Source organism: Streptomyces gamaensis, assembly GCF_042656465.1.
Taxonomy (GTDB): domain Bacteria; phylum Actinomycetota; class Actinomycetes; order Streptomycetales; family Streptomycetaceae; genus Streptomyces; species Streptomyces gamaensis.
The window spans coordinates 1-19786 of the sequence record NZ_JBHSPB010000037.1; the positions used below are offsets into that span (position 1 = coordinate 1).

Annotated in this window: 21 protein-coding genes and 1 pseudogene; 17 read left to right on the forward strand and 5 right to left on the reverse strand. The window is 71.7% G+C overall.

Features of this window, described 5'->3' with window-relative positions; translation table 11 throughout:
• The first annotated feature begins 835 nt into the window (after positions 1 to 835).
• The 4 genes from ACFP1Z_RS32380 to ACFP1Z_RS32395 all read left to right on the forward strand — a co-directional run bounded on the left by ACFP1Z_RS32380 (position 836) and on the right by ACFP1Z_RS32395 (position 2634).
• Positions 836 to 1369 carry an NUDIX domain-containing protein gene (locus tag ACFP1Z_RS32380; protein WP_390321420.1) on the forward strand — a complete coding sequence of 178 codons (534 nt, stop codon included), beginning with the start codon at positions 836 to 838 and terminating at the stop codon, positions 1367 to 1369.
• 315 nt (positions 1370 to 1684) lie between these two features.
• Positions 1685 to 1978 (forward strand): hypothetical protein, encoded by a 294-nt coding sequence (locus ACFP1Z_RS32385; RefSeq protein ID WP_390321422.1) that lies wholly within the window; start codon positions 1685 to 1687, stop codon positions 1976 to 1978.
• A gap of 96 nt (positions 1979 to 2074) precedes the next feature.
• Positions 2075 to 2371: a hypothetical protein gene (locus ACFP1Z_RS32390; RefSeq protein WP_390321425.1), complete on the forward strand. Its 297-nt coding sequence runs from the start codon at positions 2075 to 2077 to the stop codon at positions 2369 to 2371.
• Positions 2368 to 2634 carry a hypothetical protein gene (locus tag ACFP1Z_RS32395; RefSeq protein WP_390321427.1) on the forward strand — a complete coding sequence of 89 codons (267 nt, stop codon included), beginning with the start codon at positions 2368 to 2370 and terminating at the stop codon, positions 2632 to 2634. The genes ACFP1Z_RS32390 and ACFP1Z_RS32395 overlap by 4 nt, the downstream gene beginning before the upstream one ends.
• Before the next feature lie 25 nt (positions 2635 to 2659).
• On the opposite strand, the gene ACFP1Z_RS32400 is transcribed toward ACFP1Z_RS32395, so the two are convergent.
• Positions 2660 to 2974: a Txe/YoeB family addiction module toxin gene (locus ACFP1Z_RS32400; protein WP_390321430.1), complete on the reverse strand. Its 315-nt coding sequence runs from the start codon at positions 2972 to 2974 to the stop codon at positions 2660 to 2662.
• A 61-nt stretch (positions 2975 to 3035) separates the two neighbouring features.
• Positions 3036 to 3317: a type II toxin-antitoxin system Phd/YefM family antitoxin gene (locus ACFP1Z_RS32405; protein ID WP_390321432.1), complete on the reverse strand. Its 282-nt coding sequence runs from the start codon at positions 3315 to 3317 to the stop codon at positions 3036 to 3038.
• A gap of 207 nt (positions 3318 to 3524) precedes the next feature.
• Here ACFP1Z_RS32405 and ACFP1Z_RS32410 point away from each other — a divergent pair, with 207 nt between their 5' ends.
• Both ACFP1Z_RS32410 and ACFP1Z_RS32415 read left to right on the forward strand, forming a co-directional pair.
• A complete protein-coding gene (locus ACFP1Z_RS32410) occupies positions 3525 to 3803 on the forward strand; it encodes a hypothetical protein (protein WP_390321434.1) in 279 nt (92 codons plus the stop codon).
• The gene (locus ACFP1Z_RS32415; protein WP_390321437.1) at positions 3800 to 4078 is read left to right on the forward strand and encodes a hypothetical protein; all 279 of its coding nucleotides are present in this window, start codon (positions 3800 to 3802) and stop codon (positions 4076 to 4078) included. Before ACFP1Z_RS32410 ends, ACFP1Z_RS32415 begins: the two co-directional genes overlap by 4 nt.
• A gap of 216 nt (positions 4079 to 4294) precedes the next feature.
• On the opposite strand, the gene ACFP1Z_RS32420 is transcribed toward ACFP1Z_RS32415, so the two are convergent.
• Positions 4295 to 4867 (reverse strand): hypothetical protein, encoded by a 573-nt coding sequence (locus ACFP1Z_RS32420; protein ID WP_390321439.1) that lies wholly within the window; start codon positions 4865 to 4867, stop codon positions 4295 to 4297.
• A gap of 171 nt (positions 4868 to 5038) precedes the next feature.
• Here ACFP1Z_RS32420 and ACFP1Z_RS32425 point away from each other — a divergent pair.
• Positions 5039 to 6209 (forward strand): annotated as a pseudogene (locus ACFP1Z_RS32425) (RNA-guided endonuclease InsQ/TnpB family protein).
• Positions 6210 to 6282: 73 nt separating this feature from the next.
• Here the strand turns inward: ACFP1Z_RS32425 and ACFP1Z_RS32430 are convergent.
• Together ACFP1Z_RS32430 and ACFP1Z_RS32435 are read right to left on the reverse strand one after the other, a co-directional pair.
• Complete coding sequence (locus ACFP1Z_RS32430; protein ID WP_390321441.1) at positions 6283 to 7356, reverse strand: C40 family peptidase; 1074 nt, start codon at positions 7354 to 7356, stop codon at positions 6283 to 6285.
• Positions 7265 to 7648 (reverse strand): helix-turn-helix domain-containing protein, encoded by a 384-nt coding sequence (locus ACFP1Z_RS32435; protein ID WP_390321443.1) that lies wholly within the window; start codon positions 7646 to 7648, stop codon positions 7265 to 7267. The genes ACFP1Z_RS32430 and ACFP1Z_RS32435 overlap by 92 nt, the downstream gene beginning before the upstream one ends.
• A gap of 186 nt (positions 7649 to 7834) precedes the next feature.
• On the opposite strand from ACFP1Z_RS32435, the gene ACFP1Z_RS32440 reads away from it, so the two are divergent.
• From ACFP1Z_RS32440 to ACFP1Z_RS32485, 10 genes are all read left to right on the forward strand, one after another.
• Positions 7835 to 8758, forward strand: coding sequence for a hypothetical protein (locus ACFP1Z_RS32440; RefSeq protein WP_390321445.1), 924 nt, complete (start codon positions 7835 to 7837; stop codon positions 8756 to 8758).
• Complete coding sequence (locus ACFP1Z_RS32445; RefSeq protein WP_390321447.1) at positions 8721 to 9032, forward strand: hypothetical protein; 312 nt, start codon at positions 8721 to 8723, stop codon at positions 9030 to 9032. Before ACFP1Z_RS32440 ends, ACFP1Z_RS32445 begins: the two co-directional genes overlap by 38 nt.
• Entirely contained in the window at positions 9032 to 9760 is a 729-nt protein-coding gene (locus ACFP1Z_RS32450; RefSeq protein ID WP_390321449.1) for a DUF8175 domain-containg protein, read from the forward strand. Before ACFP1Z_RS32445 ends, ACFP1Z_RS32450 begins: the two co-directional genes overlap by 1 nt.
• Positions 9744 to 11558, forward strand: coding sequence for a hypothetical protein (locus ACFP1Z_RS32455; RefSeq protein ID WP_390321452.1), 1815 nt, complete (start codon positions 9744 to 9746; stop codon positions 11556 to 11558). The genes ACFP1Z_RS32450 and ACFP1Z_RS32455 overlap by 17 nt, the downstream gene beginning before the upstream one ends.
• A 5-nt stretch (positions 11559 to 11563) precedes the next feature.
• Positions 11564 to 13084, forward strand: a complete 1521-nt coding sequence (locus tag ACFP1Z_RS32460) for an SCO6880 family protein (protein WP_390321454.1) — start codon at positions 11564 to 11566, stop codon at positions 13082 to 13084.
• Positions 13085 to 13086: 2 nt separating this feature from the next.
• Positions 13087 to 14616 carry a type VI secretion protein gene (locus ACFP1Z_RS32465; protein WP_390321456.1) on the forward strand — a complete coding sequence of 510 codons (1530 nt, stop codon included), beginning with the start codon at positions 13087 to 13089 and terminating at the stop codon, positions 14614 to 14616.
• A gap of 38 nt (positions 14617 to 14654) precedes the next feature.
• Positions 14655 to 16334 (forward strand): type IV secretory system conjugative DNA transfer family protein, encoded by a 1680-nt coding sequence (locus ACFP1Z_RS32470; protein WP_390321478.1) that lies wholly within the window; start codon positions 14655 to 14657, stop codon positions 16332 to 16334.
• Positions 16327 to 16872 (forward strand): hypothetical protein, encoded by a 546-nt coding sequence (locus ACFP1Z_RS32475; protein WP_390321459.1) that lies wholly within the window; start codon positions 16327 to 16329, stop codon positions 16870 to 16872. Before ACFP1Z_RS32470 ends, ACFP1Z_RS32475 begins: the two co-directional genes overlap by 8 nt.
• A gap of 139 nt (positions 16873 to 17011) precedes the next feature.
• Entirely contained in the window at positions 17012 to 18076 is a 1065-nt protein-coding gene (locus ACFP1Z_RS32480) for a nucleoside hydrolase (protein WP_390321461.1), read from the forward strand.
• Between the two features lie 4 nt (positions 18077 to 18080).
• Entirely contained in the window at positions 18081 to 19748 is a 1668-nt protein-coding gene (locus tag ACFP1Z_RS32485) for a hypothetical protein (RefSeq protein ID WP_390321464.1), read from the forward strand.
• Positions 19749 to 19786: the final 38 nt, after the last annotated feature.

The window sequence follows — 19786 nt, forward strand, 5'->3', positions numbered from 1 at the left end:
GGCGGCCTCGTCGTCACCGACGCCGGTGACACCGTCCGCCACCGGACCGGCGGCGACGGCTTCGCCGGGTCCCGGCCGCCCACCGTGTAGAGCCGGGGCTGTACCTGGAGGCAGCAACCCGGGGTTCCTCGCCGTCCCCCGGGCGCCGGGTACGGCCCGTGTGGGCTCCCGGAGGCAGCACCGGCGGCCCACACCGGCCGCGGGAGTCCGACTCCCTCGCGCTCCCGCGGCCTCCGAGGCGGCTGTGTCCCGAGGTTCCCCCCGACGGGACACAAGCCGGGCCCCCGACACCGCCCGGGGGCCAGCAGGGGAGCGTGCCGGTGCCGAGGCGCACGGCGCCGGCACGCGCTTCCCGTCAGACCGGTCGTGGGGCTGCCGGGCAGGAGCCCCACGACCTCCAACGGCCCCTCTCCGTGAACGCAGTGCCCACGGAGAGGCGGCCGGACGGCCCGCCCGGGGAACGGGCCGCACAAGGGGGAAGCCGCGTCAGCGCCCGTTCGCCACCCGACCGGGGTGGTGCTGACGCGGACCACTCCCCGTCAAATCCCCCGCCCCCGTGCCAGCCTTGATCGCGTTCACACCGGCCCGGGGGCGGGCCACCAACCCTGCAGAAGAAGACGGGGAGTTGGACAAGACCCCGCCGTCACGGCAACCGCCCGCGCGCTGCCGGCCGCGAGCACCATCTCCTGCCGGTCTCCCCGGTGACGAGGCCGCCCATGGCCTGTCGCCGGAAGACCGGCCGATCACGCCCACAGCCGACTCCACCGGCCAACCCGCAGCAGAGGGCCAAAGCCATGGTTGCGGGCCCCACCCCACACCGACGAAAGGTCACCCCGTGCACTCCGACGCCGACTTCACCAGCCCCCCGCCGCTGCGCGGCACCGTCCTGGCGCTGATCCTGCGTCCGGGTCAGGAGGACCCGGACGAGCCGGAGGTGCTGATGGTCGGTCCCTGCTGCGCCGGGGACGAGCCGGGGCGGAACTTCCGGCTGCCCGGGGGCCCGATGCGTGAGGGAGAGGCTCCGTCGCATGCGCTCGTCCGCACGGTCCGTGAGGAGACCTGTCTGGACGTGGAGCCGGCGCGGCTGCTCGTTCACGACTGGGTGCCCGCCACCGGGACCGCGTCCGCCGGCATCGACCTCGTCTACGCGACCGTCCCGCTCACCGGCACGGTCGAGGTGAAACTGCCGCGGCCGGCCGGGGGCCGGGCGCCGGACCTGCTCAGCTACAAATGGATCCAGGCCGGTGAGCTCGGCGAGCACTGCATGCCGCGCCAGGCGAAGCGGGTCCGCGCGGCGCTCGTGGCCCTGACGGACGGTGGCGTCGCCGAGCTGCATGACGGCGAGTCAGCGCACCCGGCCGCGGCATAGCCGCACCTGGACCGGCGGGCAGCAGACGGGACGTCACACCTCTCCGCTCCTGCTGCCCGCCACCTGATGATTGGCCGAGGAACAATGCTGGCCACGCGCTGCGGTAACCCGGCTCGGCACTGGTGCCGCAACATCACGGACAGGACTGCCTCCGGTGCTGCCTCCAGGGGCACGGTCACACGCGGGCGACGCGGCGGCTGGCCGCAGGCCGGCCGGGGCTGCCCGCTGACCCGTGTGTTCTCCGGCGGCGGGGGACCGCCGGACCCCGCCCGCAGGGTGACGTCAGGGCGGTACCCGTGGACGAGGAGGCCGACCATGAGTGCACAGCCCACCGAACACCGGCCCGTTCCCGGCCCGCCACCCATGAGCACGTCGCACGAGCTCCGGGCAGCCCTGAAGGTCCACGGCCTCCCTGGCGATCTGGAGCAGTTCGAGGAAGAACTGGGCACCGCCGATCTGGACGATCTGACGGCGGTCCGCAGGATCACCCAGCACTACCGTCACCGCGTCCTGTTGCGACTCGACCCCGTGGGGTCCGCCGCGGTGGGGCGGTCGGCCGAGGACGTCATGGCCGAGCTGCGGCGCAGGCTGGCCGAGGCTGCCCGGTGATGCACGTGTTCTCCAACGGCGTCGGCCCGCCGGACCCTGCCCGTACGGTGACGTGAGGGCGGTACCGTGACGTGTGGACGAGGAGGAGGCCCGACCGTGAGCGCACAGCCCGCAGAACAGCCCTACAACCCGTACCGTCTCGAAGCCGGCCAGGGCCCGCAGACGCTGGCGGAGCTGCGAGCCGCGCTCGCCGAGGCGTCCCCGGCTGACCTGACGCGATTCGACGCGAAGCTCGCCGGGGCGCGGCTCGACCAGGTGCCGGACGTGATTGCCGAGTACCGCCACGTCTGGGCTCTGCGGACCCGCCCGGAGGCACGGGCCGCGCTCGCCGCCGCGCTCGCCGGGACTGCCGAGCTCGTCACCTACCCCGTGGGCGAGGGCACTGCCGCGTGAGCGACTGGCAGATCGTCATGCCGGCCCGTCTCAACGAGGAGATGGCCCGACTGACCCCCTCCGGCCGCCGCGCGGTGCACGACGCCCTCGCGGCGCTCGCCCGGGACCCGCAGACCGGTGCCGAGGAGGTGATCGCCGGTGCGGAGATCCGCCGCCACCGCACGCAGCCGACGGCGGACACCGGCGACCGCATCAGTGTGCTCTACCGCGTCCACGCCCGGGAGCGCCGCATCGAGGTCATCTACCTGATCGCCGGGCCATGAGCCCGGGCCCGATCGCGTAGGGACGTCAGTCCGGACGGCGTTCGTCGACGGCCATGTGCACGGTGCGGTAGGCGTCGCTGTTCCCGCCGGGGCGACGAGCGTGGGCAGCAGTTCCGCGCCCGCCGTGAGGCGGTCGGCCGAGTTCGCGATCTGGACGGTGTGGGTGTGTGTGGCTGACGGCGGCCAGGGGGTCCATGGTCAGGTAGACGAGGTGGTGCTCGTCGTCGATCCGCCGCGAACAGGCCCCGGGCAGGTGGTACTTCAGCGGTTCGGGTTTGCTGATCCCGGTAAGCGGCGCACGCAAGGCGTCCTTGATGATCTTGTTGGTCCGGGCGAGCATTCTGCGGTTGTTTTGAGCCGCGATGTGTAGTCCTGCTGGCCGTGTCCTTGGAAGGTGAGCCTCACGCGGCGCCCTTTCCGGCATCCACCGCACCGGGGTCGACGAACCCTGGCTCGGAGAGTCCGGTGCCGCTGAGGGCGTTCTCGTACGCCTTGAACAGGCGGCGGGCGTTCGCCGGCGACCGCAACAGATAGGAGCCTTCGCGCAAGGCGGCATAGTCGTCTGCGGAAAGGAGTACGGCATTGCCGTGCTTGGAGACGATCTCGATGGCCTCGTGATCGTCGTTGACCTTCTTGATCAGCGGAAACAGGGCCTTGCGTGCTTCGCGCGCAGTGATCGGCATCAGCGGAGCCCTTCTGCAAGAGGTGCCAAGTATCGCACCGGTCGTGGTGTCGACTCTCAGCGTCCGGCAAGCAGGAACAGGAGGCCGGGTCTGCACCGGAAGAGTCCAGGACCCCCGCGGTCTCCACCGCACGGCGGCTTGCCGGAGCCCGCCCGTACGGTGATGTGAGGGCGGTACCGTGGCGGGTGACTGCAAGGAGGCCCCGCCGTGAGCGCACAGCCGATAGAGCCGTACGGCCCGACTGACCAGCTGCGCAGCAGCGCCGAGATCCGCCGCGCTCTGCCGCCGCCGATGCGTTCCCAGTTCGACGAGGCGCTGGCGGATGCGACGCTGACCGAGCGCGCGCACGTCCTCGCCCTGTGGTCCGGGATTGCCATCGAGGCCGCCGACCCCTCCGGCGACGACCAGGTCCGGCGCTTCCAGGACGGCACGCTCGAAGCCCACCCGCTGGAGTGGTACCAGCAGCAGGAGGGCCGCTCCCGGTGACCTACGCGTACCGGGTCGTCTACACCCCCGAGGCTCACGCCGACCTCGTCAAGCTGGGCCCGGCCCTGGCCGGGACCGTCAGCGCTGCCATCCTCGCCGAGATCGCCCCGGCACCCTACGGCGGCCTGTCCATCGAACGCCCCATGGGCGGCGGCGAATGGGACCGCGTCGCCCTCGTCGCCATGGCCGCCGTCCGGTACATCGTCTCCGACAGCGTCGGCATCGAACCCCCGACCATCACCGTCGTCCGCGTCATCAACCGCGGAGCATCCTGACCGCAGAGGCGCGCAGCGCCAGCCGCACCCGGGACCCGCGGACCGGTGCCGAGGAACTGGTCGCCGGTGCGGAGTTCCGTCGCCACCGCACCCGGCCGACCGGGGGCACCGGCGACCGCATCAGTGTGCTCTGCCCTCGTCCACGCCCGGGAGTGCCGCATCGGGGTCGTCCACCTCATCGCCGCCTCGTGGCACAGAAACAGCCGTGGTGCGGCGTCAGCTCGTGCGGCCGGTGCCGACGGCTGTGTGCACGGTGCGGTAGGCGGTGCTGTCCTGGCCGGTGACGGCGGTGAGCATGGGCAGCAGTTCCGCGCCCACGGTGAGGCGGTCGGCGGGGTCGGTGATGCCGTTCCAGTGCTGTACCGCCCGGTGTGCGGAGGCCTTGGTGAGGGCGTGGTGTGCTCCCCAGATCTGGGCCTGGAGGCCGGTGGTGTGCAGGTACCAGCGGGCGGCGGTCGCGGGCTCGCCCTTCAAGTGGGCGGTCCAGCCGCGGAGTTCGCGGATCTGGACGGTGTGGGTGTGCGTGTCTCCGTACCGGGCGGTGAACTCGCCATCGAGCTGCGCGGCATCGGTGTCGGCGGCGGTCAGGCGGCGGGGGTCGTGCGGCGGGGCGAGGGCCGCGGTGATGGCGGCGATGCGCTCGCGGTACTCCTCGGGCGGCGGCGGCACCTCCACTGCAGGGACAGCGTCCGCCGGCGCGAGTGCGGCCGGGGCGGGGGAGTGTTCGTGGTGCCAGAAGCGGGGGGTGACGGTGCCCCAGGGGGCATACAGGGTGCGGTCGTTGGCCATCAGGTCTCCTGCACTTTTTAGGTGGGGGAGGAAACGAAGCTCCCGCGTGAGCGGGGCAGGAAAAGCCGATTCGCAGTCAGGGCGGATCGTTATACACCAAGACCGCTGGTGAGGGACACCACACAGGGCAACAGGGCTCAACTGTCAGTCCCTCCAGATAGGTTCGGATGTATGACGACAGACGCGACCACGGAGGCGACCGGTCATTGCCGGTACACCTACCGTCTGCGCTTGTCGTCCACGGCCCGCACGGCTCTTGAGGCGGAGTGGGACCGGTTGCGCTGGGTGTGGAATGAGTGCGTCGCCAAGTCCAAGGCCGTCCACCAGCACAACCGGGCGACGGGCGGGAAGGCGACGTGTGGGCCGGTGCAGCTTGCGGCGATGCTGACCGGGGCCCGTGCCCGTACCCCGTGGCTGCGGGAGGGTGCCTGTGTTCCGCAGCAGCAGGTGATCCGCGACTTCGGGAAGTCCCGGTCCAAGGCGCTCAAGGACATCAAGGCGCGGTTGCCGATGCGGCAGCGGGCGGGGATGCCGAAGTACAAGAAGAAGCGCGAAGCGCTGCCCACTCTCGAATACACCAGGCGCGGCTTCCGGCTGAAGGACGGCCGTCTGCATCTTGCCGGCGGGATCGTCGTACGCCCGGTGTGGTCGCGGGAGCTGCCCAAACCGCCGTCCAGCGTGCGCGTGTACCGCGATGCGGTCGGCCACTGGTGGGCGTCCTTCGTCGTACCCGCCGTGACCGAAGCCCTGCCGGAAACCGGCCGCGTGATCGGGATCGACTGGGGTGTCAAGGAAACCGCGACCACCACCAGCGACGCCCACGACCTTCCCCACCCCCAGCACGGCAGGACGGCCGCGCAGAAGCTTGCCCGCTACCAGCGGATGATGGCCCGCCGGAAGCCGAAGAAGGGACAGGCCGCGTCGAAGGGCTACCGCGAGGCCAAGCGGCAGACAGCGAAACTGCACAAGAAGATCGCGAACCAGCGGCAGGAGACTGGCCGCAAGTGGGCCAAGAAGGTCGTCCGCGACCATGACGCCCTCGCGGTGGAGGACTTCTGCCCGAAGTTCCTCGCGAAGACTCCGCAAGGCCGCGGACGCGGCGATCGGTGCGACGAAGAAGGCCCTGGTCGAGATGGGCCGCAAGCACGGACGGGACGTGCACCTGGTCCACCCCGTGCACACCACCATGGACTGTGCGCAGTGCGGAGCGAGAACCAAGCACGCACTCCCCCTTTCCGAACGAACGTATACCTGCACCGCATGCGGCGCTGTGTCCCCCCGGGACAAGAACAGCGCCCGCGTGATGTTGGTCCGGGCTGGTCTCGTACCCGGCTGGTGCTGATCTTGTAAGCCCTGCCACCTGCTAGGTGCCAGGCGAAGTGAGCCAGGAATCCCCCTCTTACGAGGGGGAGGAGTCAATGGGGGATGATGCGGCGGACGGCGACGACGCGGGTGATGGGGCTGCTGGAGTTGCGCCAGCTGCTGTAGGTGACCACGCGGGTCTTGAGTCCGGTGCGGGGGGCTTCGACGAGGAGTCCGTTGCCGATGTACATGCCGACGTGTCCGGGGGAGGCCGCGGAGCCGTCCGAGCCGGGGGTGAAGACGAGGTCGCCGGGGAGCGGGGCGTCCGCGCTGACGGCCTGTCCTTCGCCGACCTGGGTGTAGGTGGTGCGGGTCAGCGGCACTCCGGCGGCGCGGTAGGCCTGCTGCATGAGGGAGGAGCAGTCGCACCACCGGTTTGGGCTGGGGCCGTGGGCGTCGGTGCAGTCGCCGCCGAGGTGGTACCAGCCGCCGCGCTGCTGCAGTGCCCACGCCACGGCCGTGCGGACCTGGGCCGGGGTGCCGGCGGGCAGGGTGAAGTCGGCCGGGAGGTCGACGGGCCCGGACGGCCCGGCGGTGGCGGTGAACTTGCGTGCGGCGGCCATGATGGAGCGCACGTAGTCGTAGGTCTGTCCGCCGGCGAACGAGCGCGGCGGTACCCCGCGGTATCTGGTGACGGCGCCCCAGCCGGCGTTGTAGCCGGCCAGGGCCAGCTCGACCGGCTCCCCGGGGAAGCCGGACTTCTGGGCGTCGTGGAGGAGTTCGCACATGTAGCGGCCCTGGGCCGTGATGGCGTCCGGCGGGTCGAACGGGCTGTTCACGCCGTTGCCGTTGGCGTCCGTGCCGTAGGTCTTCCAGGTGCTGGGGATGAACTGGGCGATGCCCTGCGCGCCCGCGCTGGACTGGGCGTTGGGGTTGAAGTTCGACTCGGCCTCCAGCTGCGCGGCCAGGACCGGGGCGGGCAGTCCCGGGCAGGCCCCGGCCGCTTTCTCGATCCACACGGCGAACTGCGCGGGCACCGAACCCGGCTTCAGCCCGCCGCCGATCGCCCCGCTGTAAGGGTTTGCACTCGCGGTGTCAGAGGTGGTGGCCTGGATGGCCACCCCGACTATGAGCACGAACAGGGCCGTCAGTGCCGCTCCCGCCCCGACCAGCAGCCGTCTGCCCACCCCGTCCTGTTCCCTCCCCTGACGGCCATGGACGGTCGACGCCCATGACCTGCTCCAGTGCACGCCGGTGGAAGCGGTAGGTACGGCCGGCCTTGAGGTTCGGCAGCGCGCCGGCGCGGGTCATCCGCATCACCAGCTGGTAGTCCAGCCGTAAGTACGCCGCGGCTTCCCGGGCGGTGAGGACCTCCGGCCATATCCGCGACGCATCGTCGCAGCTGCAACTCCCGGCAGCAGCGGCCCCCTCGTGTGTGCGGGCTCCGCTGGTGTCCCCGGCTCCCGCCGATGCCGCCACTGCAGGCTCCCCTCCCTCGGTCAACTCCGGTATGCAGAGCGCACCGTAGCAACATCCGAACTGAAACCGCAGCGGTCGCAAGCCTTCACGGAAAGGCCATGGACAGACTCATAAGTCTCTTGCTAAACATGCCTTTTGATCAACTCATGGTGATGGCGGAGTAACAACGGGCAATGGGGGGCGGTAGTGGGCAAAGCGCAACCCCTCCTGCCCGAACGGCTCCCCCCGCACGCCCGGCTCATGGTGCCCGTCCTCGCGGCCGTGGGCGGCAGCGGCCGCTCCGTCGTCGCCGCGCTCCTCGCCGACGCCCTGGCCGCGCACGGCGACACCGTCCTCCTCGACACCGTCCCCCGCCTGACCTCCCCCTGGCCCGACTGGACCGCCGCCCGGCCCGGCGAAGGGCTGGCCGCGTTACCGCCCGGCCGCCCCGCCGGCCGCCTCCAGGCCCGCACGGCCGCCGCCACCGTCCCCGCAGGCGGCCGCCACCCGTGGCAGGTGATGACCGATCACCAGCCCTGGCACACCGCCCCGTTGGTACTGCCGGACGCGCCGGAGGCGTGGCACCAGCTCACCGCGACCGGCGGCTGGCAGATCGCCGTCGCCGACACCGGCCACCCCCTCACCCACGACCTCATCACCGCCCGCCACACCACCGCCCCCGCCCTCAGCACCCGCTGGTGCGCCCTGCCCTGCGCGCTGCCCGTGCTGTGCGCCGCCGCGACCGGGCACGGAGCAGCCGCGTTGCAGACCGCGGTGATGGCCGGCGAGGCCGACGGACTGCCCTGGGCCCGCACCACCATCGCCCTGACCGCCACCGCCGACGGCCGCCTCCCCGCACCGATCCGCGCCGCGGTCACCATGCTCCAGCCCAAAGTCGGCGCCGTCGTCCATATCCCGTTCGACGAGCGGATCCGCTCACACGGCCTGCGCGATCCCGCACGCCTGAAACCCCGCACCCTGGCGGCCGGCCACCGGCTGGCGGAGGCCGTCCTGGCCTCGGCGCACCAGTCCTGGGGGACACCGCTCCCGCCCGCCGCCGCCCCCGCCGCCTACACGGAAGGACCCACGCACCGTGGCCCCGCACCCGACGCCGCTGACGTACCTCGCTGACGGCGACCCGCTCACCCCCAAGACCCCCAAGACCCTGCCGGGCAACCTGGGCACGAGCACGGACACGCTGATCGGCTGGTCCCTGACCGGTGCCCTGATCGCCTGCCTGCTCGGGTTCATCGCCGGGTGCGCGCTGATCGGCGTCGGCCACAACACGGAGAGGCCGGACATGGCGGCCAGGGGCAAGCGCTCGGTCCTGTGGTCCCTGGTCGCCGCCGCCGGCATCGGCGCCGTCTTCGGCCTCGTCAAAGCCTTCTTCAACCTGGGGCAGTGATGTCCTTCGCCTCCCTCGACGACCGCCGCCGCACCGCACGCCGCCGCCTCACGCTTCTCGCCGCCGGCCTCGTGATGGCCGCCGCCGGCGTCACCGCATTCCTGGTCCTCAACTCCGGCGGCTCCAACGACGCCCTCCCCGGCGCCAGCACATCCTCGGCCGCACCCGCCGCGCGCCCGAGCGCCGGATCGACGACACCCGACGTCCTGCCGAAAGCCCGCGAGGTGAAGGACGGCGTACCGGTCGGCTACCCCCACACCCCCGAGGGAGCCGTCTCCGCCGCCGCCCACTTCTACGACGTCTGGGATGGCTTCAACCCCTTCGCTTCGGAACGGCAGGCCCGCGCTGTCGCGGCCCCGCGAAGCACCGAGAAGATGGCCAGCGATGCGTTCCAGATTGCGGTGGCCGCCCGCAGCGACGCCGGACTGAACTTCGTCGGTGAGTCCGACAACGCGAACTACCTCACATACCGATCGCGGGGCTACCGGATCGACACCGCGAGTGCGGACCGGGTCAAGCTCTGGCTGCTGCTGGACACCCAGAAGTCCGTCAAGGGCATCACCAGCTCCGTCGTCGTAGTGGGGACCGCTGAGATGGTCTGGGCTGACGGCGACTGGAAGTTGGTCGCGTTGATGTACCCGAAGGGGGAGCCGCAGCCGCCCGAGGCGACGCCGGACAGTGCGGATGCTGCGGAGAAGGGATGGCGGAGCATTGCGTACGAGAAGTAGCCGCCGGTGGCACCACCTGTTTCTCGCCCTGCTGGTGGCGCTGCTGTGCATCTCGGCGCCGCCGGCCTTGGCCGACGACCCCGGCAATGCCGACAAGGCTCTGGTCGACTGCAGCAAGGAGGAGAACCCGAAGAAGGCGTGCTTCGACCTGTTCCGTCAGGAGTGCAAAGCTGGCGAGGACAAGGTCAAGGACACCCCGGGATGCAAAGCGTTCGCCGAGAAGTCGCTGCTGAAGAAGGACAAGTCGTCGCTCGGCGAGAAAGTATGTAAGGGCAATGACGCCACCTACTGCGAAGCCGTACGCAAGGGCAGCGAGGTAACCCGGAAGGTCGATGACGCGACGACGCATCCGGCGGAGACCCTGGCCAGCGCGGCGTTTGATGCGGTGTCGGGCAAGTTCGGTGACGCTGCGACGAAGATCCTGAACGATCTCACTGACGTGTTCACGAAGGTGGCGATCGTCGATCTGCACAACGACGGGCTGCTCACGGTTTACGAGATGACGTGGGGGCTCTCGTCCGTGGTGGCGTTGCTGCTGTTGATCTGGCAGTTCGCCAAGGTTGCCGCGACGGGGCAGGCGGTGTCGGCGGCGACGGCGGTCATCGGGCTGGCGAAATGGGCGCTGGTGTCGATGGCGTCGTTCGCGGTGACGCAGACGTCGGTGGGTGCGGCGCACGAGGTCAGTGTGTGGCTGATCGACGCGTACAAGGGCGGTGCGGGGGAGAAGGCGTTCAAGGAGTCCTTGAACAGCGCGTTCGCGTTCACCGGCCTGGCGAACACCGCGTTGGTCTTGTTGTTGGCGATTGTGGCGGCGTTGGTGTCGCTGGTGCTGTGGGGGGAGTTGCTGCTGCGGCAGGCGGCGATCCAGGTTCTGGTGGCGTGTATGCCGATTGTGGGTGCGGGCGGGATCATGGAGGCCACGAAGGAGTGGTGGCCCAAGGCCCGCAACGCTTTGATCGCGTTGATCCTGATCGAGCCCGTGATCGTGCTCATCCTGGTGATCGGGTTCTCGGTCACCGGCAGCGGCAAGGACCTGAAGTCGGTGCTGGTCGGGCTGGTGACGCTGCTGCTGGCCGCGGTCGCGTGGCCGACGCTGGCGAAGTTCATGACGTTCACCACGGTCGGTTCCGGCGGTGCCCTGGCGGGCGGCCTCCTCGGCGCCGCCGGCGGTACCGCCGCGTCGATGTTCGCCTACGGCGGTGGGATGCCGTCGGGCGCGGGTGCGGTCGGGGGCGGGCGGGCGTTCACCCGGGCCGTGGAGGCGGAGAACGACGGTGCCGTCGCGCAGGACGGTGCGGCCGGACGTGCCCGCGGCACCGGCGGCGGTGGCGGTGGTGGGTTGGCAGGTGGTCTGGGCAAGCTCGGCGCTGCCGCCATGGCGTTGCAAGTGGCGAAGGCGGGCAAGGAGTTGGCCGAGGGGAGTATGGAGTCGATGGCCGCGCATGCGGACCTCGGGCACGGCAAGGACATGGGCGGCCAGGTGAGTATCCCCCCGCGCTACGGCACTGGCTCCGGCCCCGGGGAGGGTTTCGATGGTGCTTCGCCGCCTCCGCCCGCCCCGTCCGGCGGTCCGGACGCCCCTCCGGACATCGGGACGGTGCCTGCGCCGGTGTCGGCGGGAGCTGCGGAGCCGCCGCCTGCCGCCGCGCCCGCCGGTACCGGCGGGTCTGCGGGCTGGGGTGAGGAGCGGGCGGACGAGGGGCTGGTGTCGGAGATCGATCTGCGCTGGCCGTCGTCGCCGGCCGAGCCGCCGCCTGTCACCCGTGGCGGGGGCGAGGAGAACGGGGGAACACAGTGAGTCAGGTGCGGCCTGCTGTCTATTCGGGCTGGCAGTCCGAACGCGTCGGTTTCATGGGGTCGATGTCGCTGACCGGCTGCGTACTGGTCGCCGCCGCGGCCCTGTGCGTCCTGATCCCTGTCTACTCCCAGGACCTGTCCGGCGAGCTGGTCGCCCTGCCGGTCGCCGCGCTGCTGTTCGCGCTGGCCACGGTCCGTATCTACGGCATGACCGCCGATGAGTGGGCGGTGCTGGCCGTCCGTCACCAGATCAACGTCGCAGGAGCAAGGGACATGTTCTTCAGTGGGGTGTTCGCCCCCCGCCGTCGCTCGGACGACCAGCAGCCGATGGACCTGCCCGGGGTGCTGGCCCGGCTGCGGATCCTGTCCGCCCCCACCGGCGGCCAGGAAGAACTCGCCGTGGTCTACGACCCGTTGGAGAACACCTACAGCGCCGTCCTGGCCGTCCGCTACCCGGGGCTGGCTTTGGAGGACACCGACCAGATCAACCGGCGGGTGGCCGGGTGGGGTGCGGTGCTGCGCAGCCAGTGCGTGGAGAACGGGCCGGTGGTGCGGATCGCGGTGCACGAGCGGTCGCTGCCGGACGACGGCACCGCCCTGCAGTCCTGGACCGCCGCCCACACCGATCCCGCCGCCCCTCCCGCCGCGGTCGCGGTGGTCTCCGAACTCGCCGCGCGCGGGGGGACGGTGGCCAATACCCGCGCCACCTACCTGACCGTCACCCTGTCCGCATCGAGGGCGCGGCTGGCCGTCAAGGGGGCCGGCGGCGGCCGGCTCGGCGCGTGCGCGGTGCTGGTCAGGGAGATCACCGCGATGCACTCCGCGCTCGCCGCCGCCGACCTGACCGTCACCCGCCGTCTGGCGCCCCGCGAGCTCGCCCAGGTCATCCGCGAGGCCTTCGACCCCGACGCGGTCAGCGAGCTCGCCGTGCGCAACACCGCCGCGCAGCAGCGCACCTGGGAAGGCGTCGGGCCCGGCGTCGACCCCGACCTCGCCGGCCCCGCCGCGGCCCGTACCGCGTGGGGGAGTTACCAGCACGACGGCGCCATCTCCGTGACCTACCAGGTGCGCAGCTGGCCGGCCTCCGCCGTCTACGCGACCTGCCTGCAGTCCCTGCTGCGGCCGCGCCCCACCGCCCGCCGCTCACTGACCCTCGTCTACGAGCCGCTCGGCCCGCGCCGGGCGCGTGCGGAGCTGTCGAAGGAGCGCACCAAGCGGGATGTGGCGCGGCGGTTGCGGGCGAAGACGGGGCGGATCGAGTCGATGGACGAGCGGGCGGAGATGGCCCGTGCCCTGGAGCAGGACATGGCCCGCGCGTCCGGGCACGGCATCGTCCGCTTCACCGGCCTGGTCACCGTCACCGTCAGCGACCCGGACGATCTGGAGACCGCGTGCGCCGAGCTGCAGCAGGACGGTGCCGCCGCCGGCCTGGAACTGCGGCGGATGTGGGGTGCCCAGGATGCGGGGTTCGCCGCCGGGGCACTGCCGCTCGGCCAGGGCCTGTCCGCCCGGCGGGCGGTGATCTGACCGTGGCCTTCTTCACCCGCACCCGCGCCCGGGAGGACGACGACACCGCCCTGCCCTCCCAGCACCTGGGGCACCTGCTCGGCGAAGGCCGCCCGGCCCGCCCGGCCGCACCCCCGGCCAGGGGGAAGAAGGGGCGTGCGGGGCTGGGGTTCGTGCCGCCCCGCCGGGGCGTGAACGCCCCCTACGCCGGCCGCGCCGCCAACGAGGCCGCCCCGGAAGTCCACCGCGCCGACACCTCACAGGTCTCCGGTCTGTACCCGTTCCTGCACTCGGGGGCACTGCCGCCGGTCGGCGCCTACATGGGCTGGAACGTGCTGTCCATGCGTGCCTTCTCCGCGCACCCGAGTGTGTGGGTGGCCGAGGGCCTGGTCACCAACCCCAACGTCATGATCACCGGCATCCCCGGCTCCGGAAAGTCCGCCCACATCAAGGCCCTCGCCCTGCGGCTGATGGCGTTCGGCACCCGCACCCTGATCGCCGGGGATGTGAAGGGCGAATACGGCGACCTGTGCCGCTACCTCGGCCACTCCCCCCTCCTCCTCGGCCCCGGCATGACCGGCCGCCTCAACCCCCTGGACGCCGGCCCCCTCGGCCAGGGCCTGGAGACGGTGACCGACCGCGGGCTGCTCACCGCCCGGCTGACGGAGATCCACCGCCGCCGCCTGTCGCTGCTCAAGGCCCTGCTCGAACTCCAGCTGCGCCGCACCCTGCTGGCGGAGGAGGAGGAAGCGGTCTCCGCCGCGATCCGGGAGGTCACCGGCGAACTCGCCGGCAGCACACGGCTGACACCGCCCACCCTGCCCGCCGTGCACGCCGCGCTGAAGGACCCGTCCAAGGCCATGGCCTACGAACTGCGGGTGCGGGACGAGGACATCCAGACCACCCGCGAGCTGACCCGGTCGATCCGGGCCGCGCTCGGCGCCATGGTCACCGGGCATTTGGGCGGCCTCTTCGACGCCGAAACCTCCAGCGAGCTGGACTTCACGGCGCCGATCCAGTGCGTGGACATCTCCCGCATGAAGGACTACGGCGACGACATCGTCAGCATGATCCTCACCTGCGTCTCCTCCTGGGCGCAGGCCGCGATCGACACCCCGGGACCGCCCCGGCTGGTCGTGCGGGACGAGCTGTGGCGGCAGATGCGCTCCGGTGGCTCCTCCCAGGTCCGCAAGATCGACTCCGACCTGCGGCTGTCCCGTGCGGACGGCACCATCCAGGTCCTGGCCACCCACCGGCTCACCGACTTCGAATCGGTGGGTGCGGCGGACTCCGAGGCGGTCGCCATCGCCAAGGACATGATCAGCTCCTGCGAGACCCGTATCCAGCTCGCCCAGGACACCCGCCCCCTGCAGGCCATCCAGGAAGCCGTCGGACTGACCGAGGCCGAGTACGACCTCATCAGCTCCTGGGGCAAAGCCCACGTCGGCCGCGCCCTGTGGAAGGTCGGCAAAGCCGGCTCCCACCCCGTCCAGCTCCACCTCACCGCCCTGGAGAAGAAGCTGTTCCACACCGACGAGCGGATGACAGCGTGACCACCCCGGGCAAACCCGCCACCAGCAGCGGCGGGGGGATGCTGGCCCCGGCCCTGCTGCTCGCCGCCATCGCGCTGGCCGGCAGCACCCTGATCACCGCGCCGGTGGCCGCGCTGCTGTCCGGCCGCGGCTGGGCCACAGCAGGCGCGGACCCGGCCACCACCGTCCTCACCGCCCTCGTCCGCGGACCCGCACGCGCCTGGACCCCGCCCCCGCCCGCCTGGCTGTTCTGGGCTTTGACCGTGCTGCTGTGGGGGGTCCTCGGCTGGGCCGCGCTGTGGGCGTGGAAGCGCGTCGCCGGCCCGCACCGGGGCGGCGCCCAGTGGGGCGGCGCGAAGACCGAGCGCAGGCTCGCCGCCCCCGAGGACCCGGCCCGGCGCGCCAACCGGATCACCGCCGGCCGCGGCACGGCCACGAAGAAGATCGTGGCCGCCCAGCCCAACATCAGCGCCACCGTCTTCGGCGTTCCCGGCTCCTCGAAGACCACCGGCCTGGTCCTGCCCAACGCCGCCGAATGGCAAGGCCCTCTGGTGGTGACCACCACCAAGGCCGCCGACCTCGACATCATCCACGCCCGCCGCCGCGCGCTCGGCCCCGTGTGGGTCATCGCCCCCGCCGGCATCCCCGGCCGGACCACCAACAAGTGGTCCCCGGTCGACTACTGCACCGACGCGAAAGCGGCCGACCGCATGGCCGCATGGATGGCCGAGGCCGCCTCCTCCAGCGACGACAAACGCGCCGCACCCTGGATCGACCAGGCCAAGAACGTCCTCAAAGGCGTCCTCCTGGCAGCCCATTTGTCCGGCGGCGGCATCAACGGCATGCGCAAGTGGCTCGGCCTCGGCAAGGACGCCGTCGACCACGTCCGCGCCGTCCTCCTCCAGCACGGCTACACCGACGTCGCCGACGACTACGCCTCCCCCTGGCTGCGCCTGCACGACGACGGCATCGGCAGCATCCAGTTCAGCTTGAACGTCTTGTCCAGGGTGTATGCGGACGAGGAAGTCCGCGAGACCTGCAGTGCAACGGACTTCACCGTCGCCGACCTCCTCGACCAGAACGGCACGGTGTGCCTCATCGCGAACGAAGCGGACGCGGAACGCTTCGCGCCGCTGCTCACCTCGATCATCGCCAGCATCATCCACGGCGCCGAGGTCCGCTACAACGCCACCGGACAGCCCATCAACCCGTCCCTGGGCGTGATGGTCGACGAGGCCGGCAACATGCTCAGATACCCCCGCCTGCCCAACATCCTGACCACCGGCCGCGGCATGGGCATCGACGCCCTCACCGTCTGGCACGACCTCTCCCAGCTCCGCGAACGCCTCGGCCGCGAAAAAGCCAACACCGTCCTGTCCGCGTCAGGCTTGCGGATGCTGCTGCCCGGCTGCGGCGACCTGGAGACCCTGCGCTACTTCTCCAGCATGTACGGCTCCACCGAGACCCTGCGCACCTCCACCGGCTACTCCCGCGGCGAGGTCTCCACCAACACCTCGCCCACCGACAAAGACCTCGCCCCCGTCTACTTCCTCCAGCAGCTCCCCGACTTCACCGCCATCGCCCAGTACTCCAACCTCCCACCGGTCAAAGTGAAGATGCGGCTCACCTTCCGCGACAAGGACCTCAGAAAGCTCCTCGCCACACCCGCCCCAGGCACGCCGGATACGGTCAGCCTGGACAAGACCACCCCACCGGCGAAGGTGGGCGGCCGTGGCTGACACCCCGTTCGATCCGCTGGACGACCCAGCAGCCCTGTGGCCCGCCCCGCCCGCCCCCGGCGGCAAGCAGGGCAGCAAGAAGAAGGAGGCGGCGGAGCCGCAGCGGTGGGTGTGGGCGGCCATGACCCCGCCCGAACGCCGCGCCCGGCTGCGCGAACTCGCGGTCTGGACCGGCTGGCTCCGCACCACCTTCGAACTCCACAACGTCATCCCCCGCTGCTGGTACATGCACCCGCCCGTCGTCGAACACCTCACCGCCCTCTACGCGGGCTGGCTGCGCGTCTACGCCGGCGACGAGCCCGCCGGACTCGCCGAGGCCGACTGGATCACCACCCTGCACAACCTCACCCCCCGCCTCCAGCTCGCCGCCTGCGCCACCGGCACCCACCAGCCACCACCCCCACCAATCCCCGAACCCCCCAGTACCGCCGAGGACTTCGAGCTCTACCTGGCCACCTCCGAACCCACCACCACACCCGCCCACCACCCAGCACAGGCCGAACTCGACCGCCGCCTCGCAGCCGACCCGCCGCTGTAGTACGTACGTCCCGCGCCCGGCACCGCCCCGGCCCCGGCGGACGCCGGAGACACGCGCGCGAAGGGCGGAAGACACCGCCGACGGCAGTGTCAGTGCCCGCGCATAGAGTGGCCGTGCCTGGTTGACCGAGGGAGGGGACATGGGAGAACGCGACGACACCGCAGGGGAGTTGCGTCGTCACTGGGATGCGATGGTCGGGCTCGGGCGGGCCATGCCCGGCACGGGCCTGGCTGCTCTCGGCGAGGGCCTTCAGGCCTCGGGGCCGTGGCCGGAGGACCTGCGCGGGTGCCCGCTGATCGTGGACACCGACATCGGCGGTGACGCGGATGACGCCCTCGCCGTCGCGGTGGCCGCGCGCTGCGTCCCGCAGCTGGCCCTGGTCGTCACCGTCGACGAGACCGGAGAGCGGCACGGGCACGGCCAGCGTGCCCGGTTCGCCCGCTGGTTGCTGGACGCTGCCGGCAGGCCGGAGGTGCCCGTGGTGGCCGGCGCCGGCACGGGGGACACCGCCTACTACTGCGTCGACGGGCTCATCCCGCCCGGCGTTCCCGAGCAGGGCCGCGACGTCGTGGCGGCGGTACGGGCGGTGTGCGCTGCCGCCGACGGGCCGGTCCGCTGGGTGGGAATGGGGCCGATGTCCAATCTCGCCCAGGTCATCGCACAGGCCCCCGAGCTCGCTTCCCGGCTGCGCGTCACGCAGATGGGCGGCGCGCTGCGCTACCGCCATCCCGACCGCGCCGAGCACAACATCCGCCTCGATGTGCCCGCCGCCCGCGCGGTGCTGCAGGCGGTGCAGGACAAGAGGGTGGCGGCGCCGGAGTTCGTCACCTCCGAGGTGACCTTCACCCCGTCGCTGGAAGTCACCGCCGCCAGCCCCCTCTACCGGGCGCTGGCGGCCCCTGACGCGCCGGTGTGGGCCCGGATCCTCACCGGGCACATGGACCGGTGGTTCGCGCAGTTCCACCCCGGCACGATCCAGCACGACGCGCTGACTCTCTCGGCGGCGCTGGAGCTGCCGTTCGTCGACTCCGACTACCTGCGCATCACGATGGACGACATCGGCCGCACCACCGCGACGGCGGACGGGGTGCTGGTACGGGTGAGCCTGACAGCCGCCTACGAGGCCTTCATGACCTGGCTGCTGGCCAGACTCGACCCGCACGCCCCGGCCGGCACAGGCACGCCGATCGGCGCCGGCCGGTGACGCGGTGGAGCCGATCGAGCGCTCCTACACGAGCCTGACCGCCCTCCACGACGCCTACGGCCTGACACCTGCCGAACGGGCGGCCGTCACCGAGGCGTACGAGGTCTTCCGCGCCCACCACGGGCCGTTCATCACCTCCGTGGCCGTGCAGATGCTCCCCGACCTGCACGCGGACGCCGACGTCGGCCGCACCATCGTCTTCCTGGGCCGCGACGGCCACAGCTTCGCCGCCGCCGTCCGCGCGCTGGAACCCGGCTTCTTCGCGCGGCACTGCAAGGAAGCCGTGCTCTCCCGCGTCGTCGTCGACGCCGCCCTGCAGGACCTGGAGACCCACCGGGGCGAGCGTTTCCCCGCCGTCGACGGCTTCCGCCGCACCCGCAACCGCGTCCCGCCCGAGACGGTCCCCGGCGCCTACCGCCACCTGACCTCCTACCTGCGGGCCATGGGGATACCCGCCGGCCTGCCCGGCAGCACCGTCACCGTGGTCGACAGCAGCTTCAAGGGAACGGTCCAGGAGTTACTCTCCGCCACCTACCCGCAGACGGACTTCCAGGGGCGCTACGCCTTCTTCGGCGCCTCACCGGCCGACCCGCACCCCGGCACCAAGCACGGCTACGTCATCGACCTGCCGCCGGAACGGACCGCTGAAGGACGCGGGTTACCCTTCGACGAACTTCCGGACGACCCCGCGCTGACCTTCGCCAGCGGTGTCGCCCTCTCCGTGATCGAGGACACCCTGCACGGCCCCCTCGACACCCCCCTGCGCATCAGCGCCCTCGGGCCCGAGCAGCCCCTCCAGCGCAGTGACGGCGAGCCGCTCATGGGCTTCAACCCCGTCGTCGTCCCCGGCCGCTACCGCAGCCCGGCCGTGAGGGAAGCCGCCAAAGCAGCCGCCCTGCTCGCCGTCTTCGACCATGCCGCCGAGACGGCCCGCAGACGCGATGCCGGCGAGAACTGCGAGCACGAACTCATGCAAGCCCGCCGGGAGTTCACCCGCCATGTCAGAGCCTGGATCCGCCGGGACACCGGTGCGGACCCCGCGCTGAAGACCGTGCTCGACAGCCTCGTGCACCGCACCGAATGGCCGGCCATCGCACGACTGCACTCCGCCCTGGCCTCCGCCGGCATATCCGAGGAAGCCGCCGCCCCCCTGTGGCAGCACTTCGAAAGCCTGCCCACCCTCCACGACAAGAGAGCCTTCGCCGACGCCACCCCCACCGCACTCACCCCGCTGATGCTGATGCCCGACCACGAACTCGCCGCACACCAGGCCCGGCTCCAGCACGCCTCGGCCACCCTGGAGCCGGCCGCCGCAGGCCCCGATCCGGGCTGCCGCAGTGACGCCGTCCAGCGGCTGACCGAACGGGGCGCTCCACCGGACGCCGTGGAACGGGCACAGCAAGCCGCCCGGGAGGACGCCGCGTACGCACGCATCCAGGCCGGGCAGGCCGGCCGTCGGCTGGCGGCGTTCCGCGAGGAGATCCACGGCGCCGACCGGGAGGCGCAGCGGCGCACCACACTCACGGGCCACCAGCGCCTGACGGAACAGGCGATCCGGCAGCGCATCCTGCCACGACAACTCCCGCCACCGGCAGGGCAACCGCAGGGCCAGGCCGTTCCCCGCGCGCGTGCCCCGCAACAGCCCGTGAAGAGGCCGGGGCACAGCTATTGACCCTCGTCGCCCCGTGAACTCTGCGAAACGCGCAGACA

Bases quoted from the DNA above. Each gene is read 5' to 3' on its own strand.
- ACFP1Z_RS32385 (WP_390321422.1), top strand. From the start codon at position 1,685: ATGAGTGCACAGCCCACCGAACACCGGCCCGTTCCCGGCCCGCCACCC.
- ACFP1Z_RS32400 (WP_390321430.1), bottom strand. From the start codon at position 2,974: ATGCTCGCCCGGACCAACAAGATCATCAAGGACGCCTTGCGTGCGCCG.
- ACFP1Z_RS32405 (WP_390321432.1), bottom strand. From the start codon at position 3,317: ATGCCGATCACTGCGCGCGAAGCACGCAAGGCCCTGTTTCCGCTGATC.
- ACFP1Z_RS32420 (WP_390321439.1), bottom strand. From the start codon at position 4,867: ATGGCCAACGACCGCACCCTGTATGCCCCCTGGGGCACCGTCACCCCC.
- ACFP1Z_RS32450 (WP_390321449.1), top strand. From the start codon at position 9,032: ATGTCCTTCGCCTCCCTCGACGACCGCCGCCGCACCGCACGCCGCCGC.
- ACFP1Z_RS32470 (WP_390321478.1), top strand. From the start codon at position 14,655: ATGCTGGCCCCGGCCCTGCTGCTCGCCGCCATCGCGCTGGCCGGCAGC.
- ACFP1Z_RS32480 (WP_390321461.1), top strand. From the start codon at position 17,012: ATGGGAGAACGCGACGACACCGCAGGGGAGTTGCGTCGTCACTGGGAT.